Below are 17812 nucleotides of genomic sequence, written 5' to 3' on the forward strand. Positions count from 1 at the left end.
GCGTCGTCGAAGCCATGAAGTCCTTCACCAACGTCAAAACTTGGTCGACGCCCTGGAACGCGTGAGCATCCCGGCCAACCTCTTCCCCAAGAACACAGCGTCCCGGGTCTTGGCGCAAAGCCCGGGGCGGGCCATGACAGGGCCGGCCGGCGCTGAGCCGGCTCTGGATTCGGGATTTACGACATGCGGCTAGGCGTCATCGCCGATGTGCACGGCAACCTGCCGGCCCTCGAAGCCGTGCTGGCCAGCCTCGCCGGCCTCTCCGTCGATCGGATCGTCAATCTCGGTGACTGCGCCTCGGGCCCGCTCTGGCCGGCGGAGACGGTGCGGCTGCTGCGCGCCACCAAGATGAGCCATGTCCGCGGCAACCATGACCGGGCGCTCGGCGCGGCCTCGCCGGACGGGCTCGGCGCCTCCGACAGCTTCGCCTGGCGCGACCTCGACGCCGAGGCGCGCGGCTGGCTGGCCGCCCTGCCCTTCGAGCTCGCGATCGGCGGGGCGCGCTGTGTTCATGCCAGCCCGAAGGACGACGACACCTACTTGCTCGACGCCATCGAAGGCGGACGCCTGGTTGCCGCCCGTCCCGAGGCGGTCGAGGCGCTGATCGGCGCGGCCGGCCACGCCGTGGTCCTGTGCGGGCACAGCCATCAGCCGCGCCTGCTGCGGCTCGACGATGGCACCGTCGTCGTCAATCCCGGCAGCGTCGGCAATCCGGCCTATCACGCCACCGAGCCGAGCATCCATGTCTCGGAAAGCGGCGCGCCGCATGCCCGCTTCGCCGTGGTGACGATGGCGGATGCGATCGCGATCGAGCATCACGCCATCGCCTATGAGTGGGAACAGGCGGCAAGGCGTGCGCAAGCCAACGGCCGGGCCGACTGGGCCTACGCCTTGCGCACCGGGCGGGTCCTGCCCGGGCGATAGCGGCAGCGGCGGCGGCTCATCCCGCCAGCTGGCTGCTGGAGCGTTCGTAGACCGTGGCGCCCGTCTGCGCGTCGACGCCCTGCAGGCTGACCTCGTAGCCCCAGAGCCTCTGGATATGGCGCAGCGTCGCATCGCATGTGGCGCCATCAAGCACGATGCCGTCATTGACCTTGTGCTGCAGGCGCAAATGCCTTTGGCCGAGGAGGTCGACATCGACGACCTGGATGTCCGTATGGTTCGCGCCGATGTCGTATCTCTGGGCCAAGGCTGAGCGGATGCGCTCATAGCCGCGCTCATTGTGGATCGACGCCACGCTATAGAACGAGTCGTTCGCCGCGTCGGAGAGCACGAACAGCCGCCATTTCCGGATCAGGGCCGGGCTGAGGAACTGGCGGATGAAGGATTCGTCGCGGTGATTGGCCCAGGCGTCGAGCAGGATCGTGCGCCAGTCGCCGCTGCCCGCGATCTCGGGAAACCAGTCGCGATCCTCCGCGGTCGGCTCGGTCGCGATGCGCTGGATGTCCTGCATCATGTCGAGGCCGAGCGCATAGGGGTTGATGCCGGAGAAGCGAGGATCGTCGAAGCCCGGCTGGAAGATGACGTTCGAGTGGTTGCGCAGGATCTCCAGCATGGCGCCTTCGCTGATCCGGCCGCGGTCGAACAGCGCATTCATCACTGTGTAGTGCACGAAGGTGGCGCAGCCCTCGTTCATCACCTGCGTCTGCCGCTGGGGATAGAAATACTGCGCGATCACCCGGACGATCCGCAGGATCTCGCGCTGCCAAGGCTCTAGGATCAGGCTGTTCTTCTCGAGGAAATAGAGCAGGTTCTCCTCGGGCAGATTGAGCGCCTTCTTCCGCTCGGCGATGAGGTCCGCGTTCTCCGCTGCCGCCTTGCCGCCATCGGCCTGGCGCGGGAGCGTGCGCCAGAGGTCGTTGTAGGAGCGCTCTTCATATTCCAGCCGCTCGCGTAAGCCTTCGCGCTGCTTCTCCGAGGAGAGCCTGGGCGGGCGGCGATAGCGGAACACGCCCTGGTCCATCAAGGCGTGAGCGGCGTCGAGCAAGGCCTCCACCGCCGCAACGCCGTGCTTCTCCTCACAGCGGCTGATGTAGCCCTTGGCGAAGTCGAGATAGCCAAGGATCGCGTCGGCATCGGTCCATTGCCGGAACAGATAGTTGTTCTTGAAGAAATGGTTGTGTCCGAGCGCGGCATGCGCCGTCACCAGGGCCTGCAGGGCCATGGTGTTCTCTTCCATCAGATAGACGATGCAGGGATCGGAATTGATGACGATCTCATAAGCGAGGCCGCGGCCGCCCTTGCGGTAGAGCAGCTCCTGATGGAGGAAGTGCTTGCCGAACGACCAGTGGCGATACATCAGCGGCATGCCGATCGAGGAATAGGCGTCGAGCATCTGCTCCGAGGAGATGATCTCCATCTGCACCGGGTAGATGTCGAGCCGCAGTTCCTCCTTCGCGACCGCCTCGATCACCTCGTAGGCATGCGACAAGGTCCCGAAGTTCCAGTCCGAGCCGGAGAACAGCAGGTGCGATCGGGACGCATGCCTCTGCATCGGCGTTCCCCTCAGTTGCGCGGCCGAGCCGGCTGCCGGGTGAAGAGCCGGCGGAAGACCGGGTAGATGTCGGCGGCCTTGGCGATGCGGCTCACGTCGAAATTCGGCCATTTCTCCTTGACCGCGAGATAGGCGCGCCAGAGCGAGGTGCCATTGTCGGTGGAGCCGAAGATCTCGCTCTCGCGCTCGTCGATGATCTCGACATAGGCGAAATACTGGCACAGGCGCATGATCTGCCCATCCAGCATGCCGAGGCAGCGCTCGGAGTCACTGGCGAGATTGTCGCCGTCCGAGGCCTGCGCTGCGTAGATGTTCCACTCCCGGGCGGGGTAGCGCCGCGCGATGATGCTTTGCATCTCATCCAGCGCGGTGGAGACGACGGTGCCGCCGCTCTGCGTGCTGTAGAAGAAGGTGTCCTCGTCCACCTCCTGCGCCGTGTGGGTATGGCGGATGAAGACGATGTCGGTGCGGTCGTAGCGCCGCTTCAGGAACAAATGCAGCAGCACGAAGAAGCGCTTGGCGAGGTCCTTCTCGCGCTCGCCCATCGAGCCTGAGACGTCCATCAGGCAGAACATCACCGCGTTCGCGTTCGGCAGGGGCTGCGCCTCGAAGCGGTTGAAGCGGATATCGACGGGATCGACGAAGGCGATCACCCGGCGTCGGCGCTCCAGCCGGTCGAGCTCGGCGCGCAAGGCTGCGACCTTGGCCCGGGCGGCGTCCGTTCCCTCGGCTTCGATCCTGGCGAGTTCGCGCAGGATGGCCTCGACCTCCTCGCGCTTGGGGCGCTGGAGGGCGATGCGGCGGCCATGGCTGTTGCGCATGGTCCGCGCGATGTTGATGTTGGTCGGCGACCCGCCGGTCGAGTATCCCGCCCGCCGCGGCTTGAAGGCGAGGATTTCCTTGAGGCTGAGCTTGACCATGTCGGGAAGCTCGAGGTCCTCGAAGAACAGGTCGAGCACCTCCTCGCGCGAGAGCATGAAGCGAAAGTCGTCCTCGGCGGATTGCTGGCCGGGAGATGATCCCGCTCCGCCGCCCTGGCCCGGCTTCTGGACCTTGTCGCCCGGCGAAAACTGCTTGTTTCCGGGCAAGACGTGCTGGCGCCGGCCGCTGTCCCTGGCATCGCGGAAGCTCGGCTCGCTCGTGCCTTTCGCCGGCAGCGAAACGGCGTGCTCCCCATCCGCATCGGCGATCTTGCCGGCGCGAATCTGCTCCTGGACGCTGCGTTTCAGCTCCGCCCGCACGCGGTGCAGGAAGCGCTGGCGGTTGCCCAGGCTCTTGTCCTTCGGGTTCAGGCGGCGGTCGATGAAGATCGGCATGCCAGGCTCCGCCGCGTTCAGCCCGCCTTGTTGACGCGCATGTACCAGTCGACAAGGCGCCGGACCTGGCGCTCGGTGTAGCCACGTTCGACCATGCGCTGCACGAAGCCGTGATGGCGCTTCTCGGTCACGCTGTCCTGCTTCGAGCCGAAGCTGATCACCGGCAGCAGGTCCTCGACCTGGCCGAACATCCGCTTCTCGATCACCTCGCGCAGCTTCTCATAGCTGGTCCAGGACGGATTGCGGCCGCTGTTCCTGGCCCTGGCACGCAAGGTGAACTTCACCACCTCGTTGCGGAAGTCCTTGGGATTGGCGATGCCGGCCGGCTTCTCGATCTGCGACAGTTCGTTGTCCAGGACCTGCCGGTTGAGGAGCTGGCCGGTATCGGGGTCCTTGTAGTCCTGATCCTCGACCCAGGCGTCGGCATAGGCGATGTAGCGGTCGAACAGGTTCTGGCCGTACTCGCCATAGGATTCGAGATAGGCCTTCTGGATCTCGTGCCCGATGAACTCGGCATAGCGCGTCGCCAGCTCCGACTTGATGAAGTCGAGATAGGCCGCTTCGGTCTCCTTCGCGAACTGCTCGCGCTTGATCGCCCCCTCCAGGATGTACATCAGATGCACGGGGTCGGCGGCAAGCTCCTCGGTGTCGTAATTGAAGGTCTGCGAGAGGATCTTGAAGGCGAAGCGCGTGCTGACGCCGGTCATGCCCTCGTCGACCCCGGCGGCGTCGCGGTACTCCTGGATCGCCTTCGCCTTGGGCTCGACCTCCTTGAGGTTCTCGCCGTCATAGACGCGCATCTTGGTGTAGAGCGGCGAATTCTCGAATTCGGCCAGCCGGGTCGAGACCGAGAAGCGGCTGAGAAGATCGAGCACTTCCGGCGCACAGGGGCTGCCGGCCAGTTCGCTCTCGCGCAGCAGCTTTTCATAGATCTGCCGCTCTTCGGTGACGCGCAGGCAATAGGGCACCTTGATCACCAGGATGCGGTCGAGGAATGCCTCGTTGTTCCGGTTGTTCTTGAACTGGAGCCATTCGGACTCGTTGGAGTGCGCGAGCACGATGCCTTGATAGGGAAAGGCGCCGAAGTTCTCGGTGCCGTTGTAGCTGCCTTCCTGGGTCGCGGTCAGCAGCGGATGCAGGACCTTGATCGGCGCCTTGAACATCTCGACGAATTCGAGCAGGCCCTGCGTCGTCCGGTTGAGGCCGCCGCTATAGGAATAGGCGTCCGGGTCCGACTGGCTGAAGTTCTCGAGCTGGCGGATGTCGACCTTGCCGACGAGGGTCGAGACATCCTGGTTGTTCTCGTCGCCGGGCTCGGTCTTGGCGATGCCGACCTGCCGCAGGCGCGAGGGCGTCAGCTTGACGACGCTGAACTTGGAGATGTCGCCGGAAATCTCGTCGAGCCGCTTCGCTGCCCAGGGCGAGATCAGGCCGGTCAGGCGCCGCCGCGCGATGCCGTATTTGTCCTCGAAGAGATCGCCCATGCGGTCCGGGCGGAACAGGCCGAGCGGCGATTCGAAGACCGGGCTGATCCGGCCCCCGATCTTGAGCGTGTAGAACGGCCGCTCTTCCATCAGCTTCTTGAGCTGCTCGGCGAGGGAGGATTTGCCGCCGCCGACTGGGCCGAGGAGATAGAGGATCTGCTTGCGCTCCTCCAGACCCTGCGAAGCGTAGCGGAAATAGCCCGCGATCCGCTCGATCGTATCCTCCATGCCGAAGAAGTCGGGGAAGGACGGATAGGTCTTGATCGTGCGGTTGGAAAAGATCCGGCCGAGGCGCTCATCCTGGCTCGTATCGAACAGTTTCGGTTTGCCGATCGCATCGAGCATCCGCTCGGCAGCGGAGGCGTACATCGATCGGTCTTCGCGGCAGGCCAGCAGATATTCCTGCAGGCTCATCTCTTCCTGCGAATAACTTCGATAATCCTCAGAAAATAAGCGGAAGACCTCGCCGTCTCGTTCCATCGTGGTAGCCCTCCAGCGCAAGCCGGCTTCGCCGACAGTGCCCCTGAACAATCAACCGCAGACAGACTTGCAAGTTCCTGGCCGATCGGGGCGTGCTTTGATGACCGCCGGGCATCCGAGCCCTGCCCCTGACGCAAACGCGAACCAACCTCAACGACATCTCTCCGCGTTACGCCAGAGATGGGCGCCAGCCTTTGCGCCTATCATACGATGTGGGGTCGCCGGGGAGGATCGCCAAGTGGGATCGCCCAAGATGGGAAGTCGGAGTATCCCTGCGGCATGAATGTAGCTTCCGGTTGACCGCCTGCGGCGCTAGATTGCCCCAATGAGCGTAGCTCCGCAGATCGATACTCAGGACGCCGCCCCGGCCTCACGGCTCGGCCTCTGGCTGCTCGCCGGCGGCTTCGGCTTGCTGCTGGCGACCGGCCTGCTGCTCTGGTGGCGCGAGGGCGATCGTCTGTTCACCGACGGGCTGATCGCCGCGCTGCTCGCCTGCTTCTGAGCGGCGCTTCGTCCGCCTTCGAGGATCTCCCCGTGAACCGCCGTCTGCTCCTGCCACTGGCTGTCTTCCTGCTCGGTGCCGTCGCCTTGGCCGCGGCTGCCTTCATCACCTTCGCGCCCGGCTCTCGCCAGGGCGGGCAGAGCCTCGCCTCGAGCGTCGGCGGGCCCTTCACGCTCACCACCGCCGAGGGCAAGACGCTGACCGAGAAGGATTTGCGCGGCGCGCCCTTCCTGGTCTTCTTCGGCTTCACCCATTGCCCCGACATCTGCCCGACCAAGCTGTTCGAGATCTCGGAGGTGCTGCGCGCCGCTGGAGCCAGGGGCGACAAGCTCAAGGCGCTGTTCGTCACGGTTGATCCGGAGCGCGACACCGCCGAGACGATGAAGAGCTATCTCGGTTCCTTCGACCCGCGCATCGTCGGGCTGACCGGCGACCGCGCCGCGGTCGACGCCACGATCAAGGCCTATCGCGCCTATGCCCGCAAGGTGCCGCTCAAGGATGGCGACTACACCATGGACCACACCGCCCTGGTCTATCTGATGGACAAGAGCGGCGGCTTCGTCGGCGCCTTCAATATCGAGCGCCCGCCGGCGGAGGCGGCACAGGAGTGGCTGCGGCATCTGTGAGCCCTGCGGGCTGCGCCTGGTCGCGATAGCGCGACGAGCGGGCGAGCCCGTGCGCTGTCTTGTTCCAGGCGAAGCGGTCGACGAGATATTCGTATAGCGCCAGCCACGCCGCGAGCGAGGCCAGCAGGTGATAGACCGGCAGCAGGGGCAGCCAGCGCCAGAGCTCGGGCGCGCCGCGTCGCCAGGCGCCGAGCGCCGGCACCAGGAAGACCACGCAGATCCCGCAGCCGGCCAGTGCCAGGGCCGAGGCGGAAAACAGCAGTTCCAGCGGGCTGCCGGGTGAAAGCAACGAGCCGTCGAGGATCGCCACTCCCGTCGCCGTGACGAACAAGGGGTAGAAGAAGGTGCCGAGCAACGTCCCCAGCCCCAGCACCAGAAAGGTCAGCGTGCCCGGGAGGCCGGCCTCGCTCAGCAGCCGGTGGGGTTGCTGCAAGTGGCTGATCAGCGTCTGCAGGAAGCCTTTGTGCCAACGCGTGCGCTGCTTGAGCCAGCCACGCACCGTGGTGGGCGCCTCCTCGAGCGTGCTGCACGGCAGATCGGCCATGTAGCCGCCGGCACGGACGAGCCGGAAGCCGATATCGGCATCCTCGGTGACGTTCCAGGGGTCCCAGCCGCCGACCCGCCGCAGCGCCTGCGTCCGGAAATGGTTCGAGGTGCCGCCCAGCATGATCGGCAGGCCCGATTGCAGCAGGCCGGGATTGAGCACATCGAACAGCCCGGCGTATTCGAGCGCGAAGCACCCGGCGAGCCAGCCATCCTCGGTGTTGTCGATGACGAGATGGGCCTGCAGGCAGACGAGATCGGCATCGGAGCGCAGGAAGCGCGCCGCCGCCAGGCGCAGCTGGCGCGGATCGGGAACGTCTTCGGCATCGAAGATGGTGAAGAGCTCGCCTTGCGCCTCGGCCAGCGCGAGGTTGAGCGCGCGCGGCTTGGTCTGCGGGACGCCGCGCGGCACGATCATCACCTGCATGAAGGGCGGGAGCTCGCGAGCCGCGAGGGCGCGGCGCAGGCCCCAGTCGATCTCCTCGACGAGAATGCGGATGTCGAGCTTGGCGGCGGGATAGTCGATGGCGGCCAGAGCTCCGACCAGCTGGTCCAGCACCGCCTCCTCGCCGAAGATCGGGACGGCGACGGTGTAGACCGGCAAGCGGCTGTCGTCGATCTGCCAGCGATGCTCGCGCCAGAGATCGAGCGTCGGCTTCTCCATCAAGGCCGCAAGCCGCAGGATCACGGCGGCGAAGAAGAGCGGGCCCAGGGTCAGAGCCACTCCGATCAACGTCGCGACCGGGAGGAGCGTGCCGATGACCGAGAGGAGCCCGACAAGGAGAAGGGCCAGGAGCTTCTGAAGCCAGTTCGTGCCGGTTCGGGCGCTGAGGCGCGCGAGCCCTGCTTCATCGGTCCAGGCGGCAGCGCGGGCGAGGGCTCCGGCATTGATGCGCCGCAACTCGGTCGCCAGCGCCGACGGCGTCAGCACCACGATATCCCGGCGGCCATCGGGCTTCCCCGCGAGGAAGCGGCGCAAGGCCGGCCCGGGCGTAGGCGCTACGGCGAAACGTACCGGGCTATCGGGCCGGGCAAGCGTTGCGGCCATACCCTCGCGCAGGATCGCCGAGACGTCGCCGCCGGGTTGCAAGGGTGGTGCGCGCGACTGGAAGTGCAGGTCGAGCTCGGCCGCCAGCGCCCGATAGAACTGCTCTTCCGTGACGAGGCCGGAGGCGACGACCTGCCGGCTTGGCGGCACGCCGATCCGCTCCGACGACCGGGCCGCCTCGCGCAACCGTGCGGGCGGCACGCCATGGTCGGCCAGGAACGCGATCTCGGCGGGCAAGCCGGGCGCACACGCGCGGCCTGAGCCGCCCTGCGGCCAAGCTTGAGCCCCCATCCCCGTCCCCCCGGGCCGCTGCTGACGGCTCCTCCAGTCGCGGCAACTTATGGTTGCTGATCGTCGCGCCGGAGTCGAGTCGGGAGAGGGCGATCGGAGCGGGACACGTCCTTGAAATCCGGCCCGGCTAGTGGGGGAGGCGGAGCCGTGGCGATGCTCGGAGATCATTTGCATACAAATAAATCAAGGCTGCCACTATCGAAGGCGGCGGCCGACGCCCCGCTGATGGGACGAGTCAGCGGCGACACGCTGCCTGCTTCACGCCGTGGCGCGAGCGGAACTACGTTGCGCCAAGCCCTTCATTTCGCGCCGAATTTGCACTGGGTGCCGGAGTTTTGGCCCGGCTTCACTTCGCAGTTGCGAACAGGCTCACGCGCGATAGTCTCGCTGCCGCACTGCCTCCGGCAGTTTGCAAGTCGTCGATCTCAAATCGCTTGACAAGCTTCATATCCGTTGAGATCGTTGTTTGCATACAAATGAAATTTGGACGCGAACGTCCGGCCTGCTGCAACGATAACGATCGGCGGCCTGCCACAAATGGGAGAGTGACATGACCGCTTGGCTTGGCCTGACTTCGTTCAATCGTCTCGCGGCCATCGCCGCTGCGGCCGTGCTCTCCTGGCAGGCGCCGGCGCGCGCCGAGGAGATTTCCGTCACCCAATGGGGCGCGAGCCTCTATGGTGCGCCCTATGCGGTCGCGATGGAGAAGGGCCTGTTCAAGCAGGCCGGCATCGACATCACCGGCATCATCGGCTCGGGCGGCGGCGGCACCACGGTCCGCAACATCCTCGCCAGCGCGACGCCCTATGGTGAGGTCGCGGTCTCCGCTGCGCTCGCCGCCAAGGCGCAAGGGCTCGACCTGATCATCGTCAACACCGGCACGCGCAGCGTCGCCGAGGCCTCGATGGTCGTCATGCCGAACTCCGACCTCAAGAGCGTCGAGGACCTCGCCGGCAAGAAGGTGGCGATCACCTCGCCGAAATCGGTCTCGGAAATGCTGCTGCTGATGGTGCTGCGCGAGAAGGGCGTCGACCAAGGCAAGGTCCAGCGCGTCGCGGCCGGCGGCTATGTCCCGGCCCTGACCATGCTCGAGCAGAACGCGGTCGTCGGCTCGGTGCTGATCGAGCCGCTCTCGATCATCCGCAAGGACAAGTACCGCACGCTCTACAAGGCCGGCGACATCCTGAAGCCGATGACCACCTCGGTCGGCATCACCACGCGCAAGTTCGCGCAGGAGAATCCCGAGAAGCTCAAGGCGATCATCGCCGGCCGCCGCGCCGGGGTGCAGGCGATCTACAAGGACCCGGCCGAGACCGCCAAGATCATCGAGAAGCTCTACAAGCTCGATCCGCCGATCGCCAAGGAAGCGGTCGACAACATGATCGGGCCGAAGATGTGGAGCGAGGGCGAGTTCAACGTCGCCGAGCTCAACCGCATGGTCGAGGGTCTCAAGCTGATCGGCGAGGTCAAGGCCGATGTCGACTGGTCGACCGTCCTCGACAAGTCCTATCTGCCCGCCGACCTGCAGGCGAAGCAATGAGCGCGGCGGCATCGGGGGCCAAGATCGTGCCAATCGCGCCCCAGGCCGTCATCGGCAACGCCCATGCCAGGCTGCGCGGCGTCACGCGGGTCTTCGACCTGCCGAAATCGACCTTGCACGCGCTCGGCCCGGTCGATCTCGATTTGGCCAAGGGTGAGTTCTTCTCCGTGGTGGGCCCGTCCGGCTGCGGCAAGTCGACCCTGCTCGACATCCTCGCCGGTTTGAGCGAGCCGCAAGCGGGCACCGCTGAATTCGAAGGCAAGCCGATCGACGGCGTGCCGGATGGGGTCGGCGTCGTCTTCCAGGAGGATGCCTCCTTTCCGTGGCTGAGCGTGCGCGACAATGTCGCCTTCGGCCTGCGGCGCGCCGGCGTCGATCCGGCCGAGATCACCAGGCGGGTCGACTATGCCGTCGGCTTCATGGGACTGAAGGATTTCGCCGGCTCCTATCCCGCCCAGCTCTCCGGCGGCATGCGCCAACGGGTCTGCATCGCCCGCACCCTGGTGATGCAGCCGCGATTGATCCTGCTCGACGAGCCCTTCGGCGCGCTCGACCAGCAGACACGCCTGCTGATGGGTGACGAATTGCTGCGGCTCTGGCGCGAGACCTCCGCCACCGTGCTGCTCATCACCCACGCGCTCGACGAGGCGGCGATGCTGTCGGACCGCGTCGGCGTGATGTCGACCAGGCCCGGCACCTTCATCGATTTCGTCGAGACCGGCTGGGAGCGGGACCGCGACAGCCGCGTCGTCTCGACCCCGCATTTCGGCGACATCACCGCCCGCCTCTGGGAGAAGCTCCGGATCGAGGCCTTGAAGATCATGTCGGCCGGAAAGGCCTGAGCCATGTCCGAGAAACTGCTGCGGTTTATCGTCGTGGCCGCGATGATCCTGCTGGTGGAACTGCTCTGCCGCGTCGGCATCATCCCGCGCATGGTGATGATCGCTCCCTCCGACATGGTCGTCGAGCTCGGCAAGATCCTCGCCTCCGGGCAGTTTTCGGCGGATATCCAGATTACCTTCACCAATATCGCGATCTCGACCGTGCTGTCGGTGCTGCTCGGCTTTGCGGTCGGCGTGATCATCTACTCGCTGCCGAGCCTGCGCGATGCGATCGAGCCGCTGCTGGCGAGCTACTACGCCGTCCCGACCTTCGTCTTCTACCCGATCTTCATCACCCTGTTCGGGGTCGGCTCGGCCTCGATCATCGCGATCGCCGTGCTGCTCGCGGTCGTCTCGATGGTCACCGCGACGCTGAACGGGCTCGACCGCATCCCGCGCGTGCTGCGCAAGACCGGCCAGATCTACCGGATGTCGCGGCTCAAGACCGCGCTGCTGCTCGAATTGCCGGCGGCGATGCCCTATCTCTTCACCGGGGTGAAGCTCTCGGTCGCCTACTCCTTCATCGGCGTCATCGCCTCGGAGTTCATCCTGTCTGGTGCTGGCGTCGGCTATGCCATCGCCTATGCGTACAACCTGTTCGAGAACGGGCATATGTACGCGCTGATGCTGCTCGTCCTCATCGCCGTGACCGTCGTCAATACCCTCCTCAACATTGTCGATCGGCGCCTCCAGGCGCGCCGGCAGCGGTGACGCCATGCCAAGTCTCACGACAAGCCTCATGCCAAGATCCGCCGGTACACTCCTGGTTCTCCTTGCCCTCATCGTCCTTTGGCAGGGCCTGCATCTGCTGGTCGGCGCCTCATCGCTGGCCTCGCCGGTGCAGACGGTCAGCAAGCTCGCCGCGCTGCTTGCGACCGGCGAGTTCTGGCTTAACGTGTCCGAGACGATGCGCGCCTTCGTCGCCGCCTTCGCGATCTCGCTCTTCGGCGGGATCGCGCTCGGCATCGTGCTCGGCGTACGCAAGCTCGCCGGCAACGTCGCCGAGCCGATCCTGACGACGCTCTATTCGATCCCCAAGGTCGTGCTCTACCCGCTGGTGCTGCTCTGCTTCGGCCTCGGCATCTCCGCCAAGATCGCCTTCGGCGTGATGCACGGGCTGATCCCGATCACGCTGTTCTCGATGAACGCGATCCGCCAGATGAAGCCGGTCTATCGCCGGACCTCTCAGGTGATGCGGCTGACGCCCTCGCAGAACGCCTTCACCGTGATCATGCCGGCGATCCTGCCCGAGATCATTTCGGGCGTCCGGCTCGGCTTCTCGCTGACACTGCTCGGCGTGCTGATCGGCGAGATGTTCGCCTCGCAGCGCGGTCTCGGCTTCATGCTGACCAGTGCGATCAACATCGGCCAGATCGACACGATCATGGCGATCGCCCTGCTGCTGACCGTCTTCGCGGTGACCTGCAACACCCTGATGATGCGTTTCGACCGGCGGCTGACGCACCGCTGAAGCTCGTCCGGGAGCTTGCGTGGACTGCCCCGGTCATGCAGGTTGCGCCGGATCTGTTCGGCTGCGGTTGCCCGCGCCTCCCGCATTGGAAAAACCATGAAGCTTCATCATTTCGGCGCGGCCACCATCCTCGTCGCCCTGCTGGGCGGCTGCGTCTCGCGCGAGGAGCCGATCGCTGTGTCGGAGCCCGCTCCGATGCGGACACGCGTCGTACGGACGGCACCGCCGCCGGATGGCGCCACGCTCGACCTTGGCCTGCCGCCGGCCCGCGAGGGCGGGCCCGCCTATGTCCGCTCCGGCATCGGCAGCTCNATGGTGGCGGCACGCTGCCACAGGGTTTCTGAGACCCGGCGCTGCGAGATTTCCCGTATCTGCAAGCAGCTTGCTTCGCGTGGATGGCCGGGCTCGCCCTGACCATCCACGCCTTCCGTGTTGAAGAGCATGCTCAAGTCGTGAATGCTCGCCACAAGGGCGAGCGAACTAGCAGCGTAACCCGCTCTCCTGGTCCGTAGCACCGCAGGATCGTCATTGAGGTGAGCTCGATGCCGTTGTCGGATCGTATCCGGCCCGCCGCGCAAGCGGATGATGGCATTTGATTCCCGAGCCACGAGCAGGCCCGATAGCCAAGTGTCGGCAACGAGCGCCAAGCCTCGCGTGTACCGAACAGCCCTTTTTCGTCTCAGCGTCGGCTGCTTGAAACCCGGCCCTGATGCCCACCGGACAGGAACTGCATGAAAGCCGGCGGGATCTCGATGAAGTCGAGAGCTTCCTGGCGGATATCGAAGTCCGCGATAGCCTCGGTCAGCATCTCGAATTCCCGCTCGCCGTCAGAGCCCCTCGAGGAGGAGATGAGCTGTGCAGCCCGCAGCACAGCAGCCTTCCGCTGTTCATAAGACGAGATCATCACGGCGTCGGCGTTCGGCATGACACCACCTCATCGCTACGCAACTCACACCTGCTACGCTAGCGACCCAACCGGCGGAATACGAGTCGCTTGTCAAGATTGCTCGGTATCCGGGCTCAGACGCCTATGATGGAGTTAGCTGACCGCCGGCACTGGGAGACGTGGACCCGTCGCAGCGCGCCATCAGCGGAAGTTGGCGCTTTGTCCGATAGCGGACACCAGCGGCTCTGGGACGGGATGTCGGCTCCCGACCCATCTGAGACGCTGTCCGGTTACGGGATCACAGGTTATTCGACGAGCGAACCATTTAGCTGAGCGCGCGTTCTTCTTGTATTCGCTTGGCTCGATCAAGATATGTGACCAAGATCGCCCCGCACATGATAACTGTGCTAGGAATAACGAAGGCTTGTTCAAGCGTCTCGCCAAAAAGTAGTGCGCCGGCAACCGCGAGTGCTGGAATACGCAGGGTATCGAGCGCCGAGACCTGAACTGCGGTGCCATGGCGCGTCGCTTGGCTCAGTGACGCTTGAGTCATGTAGCCGGAAACAGCCATTAAAACGATCGCAAACATGAATGTTGCGGTTCCGTGCGTAAAGAGTGTCGTCGTGGCTATGGAAGAGGATGGAAGTTGAAGAGCGTCGGTCCCCAATATGCTCAATGCCAAGAAGATCACCAGTTGCGCTGCATTCATGAGGAGTAATATTGAATGCGTAGATTGCCGTTGGCTGAGGGTTCCTAACATTATGTTAGTGCATGTCAGGATGCCAACGCCAGCAAACGGAATTATAATCGCGAGACCCATGACATCTTTATATTGAAAGACGATAGCTGCAGCTCCGGCGAAAATTAAGCTGAGCCCAATCCACGCGAATCGGGCTGGTCGTAGCCGGAACGCGAAAACACCGATTGCGGCCGCGAACAACGGTCCACTGAATTCAATGCTCGCCACGAGGCCCAGCGGCAGATTGGCGACACTCCAAACCACCGCGATCGCGCCTACAGCATGCAGAGCGCTTCGAGTGAGATGCAGCGGCAGGCGCGAGCGCCAGACCTCGCGAAATAACGTACGATCGTGCCAACCTAGGACGAGACCGATCGCCAACCCACCGGCCGAGCGTATGGCGAGAATTTCCGGATAGGAGAGGTCGAGCTTCAGTTGACGGATCGCGACAGCGAGGAGGAAATAGGCGAAGACGTTTCCGGCCATCCAGGCCGCAAACGCGAAAGAGATCGCCCCGCCCAGCGCCGGCCCGCGAGCATGCGGCTGAGAACCGCCATCCGAATTGGAACCGAGAGCCGGACCTGTTCGAAGTACGCGGCGTTCGGGAGGCTGTCGCATGACTTGTCTGTCTCGGAATGCCGTGGCAGGGGATTCATAATCATCGTTTTCGACCGGTTTCTAAGTATCTTTTCGGCCGTCAATGTAAATTTCTCGTCCTCTATCTTTTGAACCGTGTCCATATCACCAATACGTCCGCTGATGATACTGGATGCTTTCTGCGTTTGGATCGAGAGAACGTCATGATCCAGCGTGGCTTCTACGTTGTCGACCATATCGATAGTCGTGCCGCAATGCCTCAAGTCATCAATTGCAGCCGCAGCGACGTTGGATAATTTCGTCTCAGGTGCGAGGCAAAGGGTGAAGCGCCGCGGGGCGCGCAACGCGAGCAGTTTCATGAAGGAAAGGGCATGACGGGCGGTCGGATCGCACGACAGTGCCACCGATAGCTCCCTGACATCTCCAAGGCGCCGCTCGATCGTGAAGAGATCGACAAGGGCTTGAGTCGGATGCTCGCCAATTCCGTTCCCGCCGTTGACCACGGGAAGGTGCGTAAGGCGCGCGATCTCTTCGATCGTCGAGACATGTTCGGTCCTGGCGACGATGAGGTCGCAGTACTCCGAGACCGTCCGAATGTGATCCTCCAGGTCTTCGCCTTGAGGCTTGCCGAGCCGACTGCCCGGCGAAGCCGAGATATCGACGATATGATGGCGGAGTCGGGAGGCCGCGACGTCGAAACCTATCCTGGTCCTCGTGCTTTCCTGCTCGAAGAAAAGGCCGATCATCTTGGCGCTTGTCCGTGCCGGCAACTTTCCGTCGGCAATCGCCGCAGCCTTGTTCAAGACGTCGATCAGGTCCGATTCGTCGATATCATCGGCGGATAGGAGGTCTTTGACGCCTACGCCAGCCATAGGGCCCTGGCTCCCGTTGCTAGGAAGCAGAACATATCCTGTTTAGGCTGCGGAGGAACGGCCCTTTTTCGTCACGGTTGTGGAAGGCCGGTCGATAGCGGGAAGCGCGACGCGCCGATCGATGATCGGATCGATATCCTCCTTCGGCATTGGCCGCGCGAACAGGAAGCCCTGAACGCCATAAGGGGCGAAGCGCGTCACCGCTTCGAACTGCTCTGGCGTCTCCACGCCTTCGACGATCATCGGCACGTTCAAATCGCCCGCCAGACCCGTGATTGCCCGCATCAACGCTCTCGCCTTGGTGCTCGTGGCGATGCTGCCGACGAAGGCCCGGTCGATCTTCAAGATGTCGATCGGGAGCTCTGCAAAGTAGCTCAGCGACGAGTATCCCGTGCCGAAATCATCAAGAGCGACCTTCACGCCCAGCGCGCGTATCCGGTGCAGCGTCGCGATCACGAAGTCCTTGTCTTCCGCAAGCGTCGTCTCAGTGACCTCGATGGTCACCCGGTGAGGCGCAACCCCGGTCCGCCGCAGCGCGTCTTCGATGACGCCGACGAGATCATGATCCCGGTGGAACTGCTTGGCGGATACGTTGACGCTGACGCCGACCGGCTGCGGCCAGCTGACCGCAGCCTTCAGCGCCTGCTCGATGGCAAAAGAACCGAGGCTCTTGATCAGCCCATTCTGCTCGGCAAGGGGGATAAATTCCGCAGGGCTGACCGAGCCACGCATTGGATGCCTCCAGCGCATCAACGCCTCGCACATCAATATCGTTCGACCGCGCGGGCTATAGATCGGCTGAAAATGGAGTTCGAATTGACCTTCGACAATGGCCTTCGCTAAATCCTGCTCCAACTCGATCCGACGATCATAGGCTTCACTCAGCTCTGGCACATAAGACAGCCAGCGGTTTTTCCCTTCAGCCTTCGCCTTGTAGAGAGCCAGATCGCAGTGCTTGAGTGAACGTTCGATCGACTCGCCAGTCGCATTGGTGAGGCCGATACTGACGGAAACCGAGAGAGTGGCTTTGCCGACGCTTATGGGGTCTACAAACAAGCTGACCACCAACGCGGCTAGCTCGGCAACATCTTTGCTGGTGCGATCGGACACGATCATGAACTCGTCGCCGCCGATTCGCGCGGCTTTTTCGCCGGGCTCCAGAACCGACGAGATGCGAGCGGCGACCAGAGACAGCAGGGCATCGCCGACGTCGTGGCCCAAGGTGTCGTTGACTGTTTTGAAATCATCGACATCCACGGACAGGAGGTAGGTTCGTCTCCCCGAAGAAAGCCGCTCTTCCACCTCCTCGATGAACCCGCGCCTGTTGAGAAGCGAGGTGATGCTGTCGGTCTTCGCGATCGTCTGAAGATCGCGTGTTGTGCGAAAATTCGATACGAACACGCGGTGTATGACGTCCGAGGACGAAATCGTCAGCACAACGGTCATCAACAGCGCACCAGCGATAACGACGAACGCCGGGATTTGAGACGCAATCAGCGCGCCGGCGAAGGGTAGCGCTGCGAAAGTGACCTGGATATTCGTGATGAACGGGCGGGAGCTATTACGGCCCGCAATTCCGGCGATGTAGCCGATGGTCTGCGCAACCGCCAACGTCACGACACGGTCGTCGGAGTGAACCGTGACGGCATATGCACCGAAACAGCTCATCGTGAACGCGGTCGCCCACGCGCCAGCATAGGCCAGACGCTCGAATACGAGGGTCGAAACCGATAATTGCTTCCGTCTATAAAGAACCTGTGCTCCGAAGCGGAATGCGCCAACGCAACCCATGACGGCGCTGAGGAGAGCGAAAGTGGCGTCACCTGTGATGGCAGCGCAAGCTGCGATCACTATCGTTGCGATCGCCATCCCGATCGGGATTGCCAATGGCGTGCCGTAGAGCGCACGCACCATGACGCTGCGAAGCTCAGGATCATAGAGGACCGTCGTGGAAGCACGCGTCTTCATCAATGTCGAAATCCGAGCCCCAGCTCCTTTACCGGTCCGACACTCTTGCAAGGCAATCGTCGATAATTCGTTGA

General features: G+C 63.8%; 15 protein-coding genes. 7 read left to right on the forward strand and 8 right to left on the reverse strand.

Going from position 1 to position 17812, the window contains the following annotated elements; genetic code table 11:
- Window positions 1–183 precede the first annotated feature (183 nt).
- Window positions 184–924 carry a metallophosphoesterase family protein gene (locus tag ASE66_RS07055; protein WP_057188915.1) on the forward strand — a complete coding sequence of 247 codons (741 nt, stop codon included), beginning with the start codon at window positions 184–186 and terminating at the stop codon, window positions 922–924.
- A gap of 16 nt (window positions 925–940) precedes the next feature.
- On the opposite strand, the gene ASE66_RS07060 is transcribed toward ASE66_RS07055, so the two are convergent.
- The 3 genes from ASE66_RS07060 to ASE66_RS07070 are packed head-to-tail and all read right to left on the reverse strand — an operon-like array spanning window position 941 to window position 5774.
- Entirely contained in the window at window positions 941–2494 is a 1554-nt protein-coding gene (locus tag ASE66_RS07060; RefSeq protein ID WP_057188916.1) for a SpoVR family protein, read from the reverse strand.
- Window positions 2495–2505: 11 nt separating this feature from the next.
- Window positions 2506–3810, reverse strand: a complete 1305-nt coding sequence (locus ASE66_RS07065; RefSeq protein ID WP_057188917.1) for a YeaH/YhbH family protein — start codon at window positions 3808–3810, stop codon at window positions 2506–2508.
- A gap of 17 nt (window positions 3811–3827) precedes the next feature.
- Window positions 3828–5774 (reverse strand): PrkA family serine protein kinase, encoded by a 1947-nt coding sequence (locus tag ASE66_RS07070; RefSeq protein ID WP_057188918.1) that lies wholly within the window; start codon window positions 5772–5774, stop codon window positions 3828–3830.
- A gap of 325 nt (window positions 5775–6099) precedes the next feature.
- Here ASE66_RS07070 and ASE66_RS31970 point away from each other — a divergent pair, with 325 nt between their 5' ends.
- On the forward strand, window positions 6100–6276 hold the full coding sequence (locus tag ASE66_RS31970; protein WP_156412056.1) for a hypothetical protein: 177 nt from the start codon (window positions 6100–6102) through the stop codon (window positions 6274–6276).
- A 32-nt stretch (window positions 6277–6308) separates the two neighbouring features.
- Entirely contained in the window at window positions 6309–6902 is a 594-nt protein-coding gene (locus ASE66_RS07075) for an SCO family protein (RefSeq protein WP_057188919.1), read from the forward strand.
- Here ASE66_RS07075 and ASE66_RS07080 read toward each other — a convergent pair.
- Window positions 6847–8730 (reverse strand): glycosyltransferase family 2 protein, encoded by a 1884-nt coding sequence (locus tag ASE66_RS07080; RefSeq protein ID WP_057188920.1) that lies wholly within the window; start codon window positions 8728–8730, stop codon window positions 6847–6849. The two genes, ASE66_RS07075 and ASE66_RS07080, sit on opposite strands and share 56 nt — an antisense overlap.
- 604 nt (window positions 8731–9334) lie before the next feature.
- On the opposite strand from ASE66_RS07080, the gene ASE66_RS07085 reads away from it, so the two are divergent.
- Genes ASE66_RS07085 through ASE66_RS07100 form a run of 4 tightly spaced genes read left to right on the forward strand, consistent with a single transcriptional unit; the run spans window position 9335 to window position 12676 of the window.
- The gene (locus ASE66_RS07085) at window positions 9335–10324 is read left to right on the forward strand and encodes an ABC transporter substrate-binding protein (protein WP_057188921.1); all 990 of its coding nucleotides are present in this window, start codon (window positions 9335–9337) and stop codon (window positions 10322–10324) included.
- Window positions 10321–11166 (forward strand): ABC transporter ATP-binding protein, encoded by an 846-nt coding sequence (locus ASE66_RS07090; RefSeq protein WP_057188922.1) that lies wholly within the window; start codon window positions 10321–10323, stop codon window positions 11164–11166. The genes ASE66_RS07085 and ASE66_RS07090 overlap by 4 nt, the downstream gene beginning before the upstream one ends.
- A 3-nt stretch (window positions 11167–11169) precedes the next feature.
- Window positions 11170–11916, forward strand: coding sequence for an ABC transporter permease (locus ASE66_RS07095; RefSeq protein WP_057188923.1), 747 nt, complete (start codon window positions 11170–11172; stop codon window positions 11914–11916).
- A 28-nt stretch (window positions 11917–11944) separates the two neighbouring features.
- Window positions 11945–12676: an ABC transporter permease gene (locus tag ASE66_RS07100; RefSeq protein WP_057188924.1), complete on the forward strand. Its 732-nt coding sequence runs from the start codon at window positions 11945–11947 to the stop codon at window positions 12674–12676.
- 679 nt (window positions 12677–13355) lie between these two features.
- Here ASE66_RS07100 and ASE66_RS07110 read toward each other — a convergent pair.
- The 4 genes from ASE66_RS07110 to ASE66_RS07125 form a co-directional block, all read right to left on the reverse strand.
- Entirely contained in the window at window positions 13356–13601 is a 246-nt protein-coding gene (locus ASE66_RS07110; RefSeq protein ID WP_057188926.1) for a hypothetical protein, read from the reverse strand.
- A gap of 286 nt (window positions 13602–13887) precedes the next feature.
- Window positions 13888–14787 carry a DMT family transporter gene (locus ASE66_RS07115; RefSeq protein WP_057188927.1) on the reverse strand — a complete coding sequence of 300 codons (900 nt, stop codon included), beginning with the start codon at window positions 14785–14787 and terminating at the stop codon, window positions 13888–13890.
- On the reverse strand, window positions 14733–15770 hold the full coding sequence (locus tag ASE66_RS07120) for a hypothetical protein (RefSeq protein ID WP_057188928.1): 1038 nt from the start codon (window positions 15768–15770) through the stop codon (window positions 14733–14735). Before ASE66_RS07120 ends, ASE66_RS07115 begins: the two co-directional genes overlap by 55 nt.
- Window positions 15771–15812: 42 nt before the next feature.
- Window positions 15813–17738, reverse strand: a complete 1926-nt coding sequence (locus ASE66_RS07125) for a putative bifunctional diguanylate cyclase/phosphodiesterase (protein ID WP_057188929.1) — start codon at window positions 17736–17738, stop codon at window positions 15813–15815.
- Window positions 17739–17812: the final 74 nt, after the last annotated feature.

Origin of the sequence: Allobosea sp. Root483D1, from assembly GCF_001429505.1 — a bacterium.
Lineage (GTDB): Bacteria > Pseudomonadota > Alphaproteobacteria > Rhizobiales > Beijerinckiaceae > Allobosea.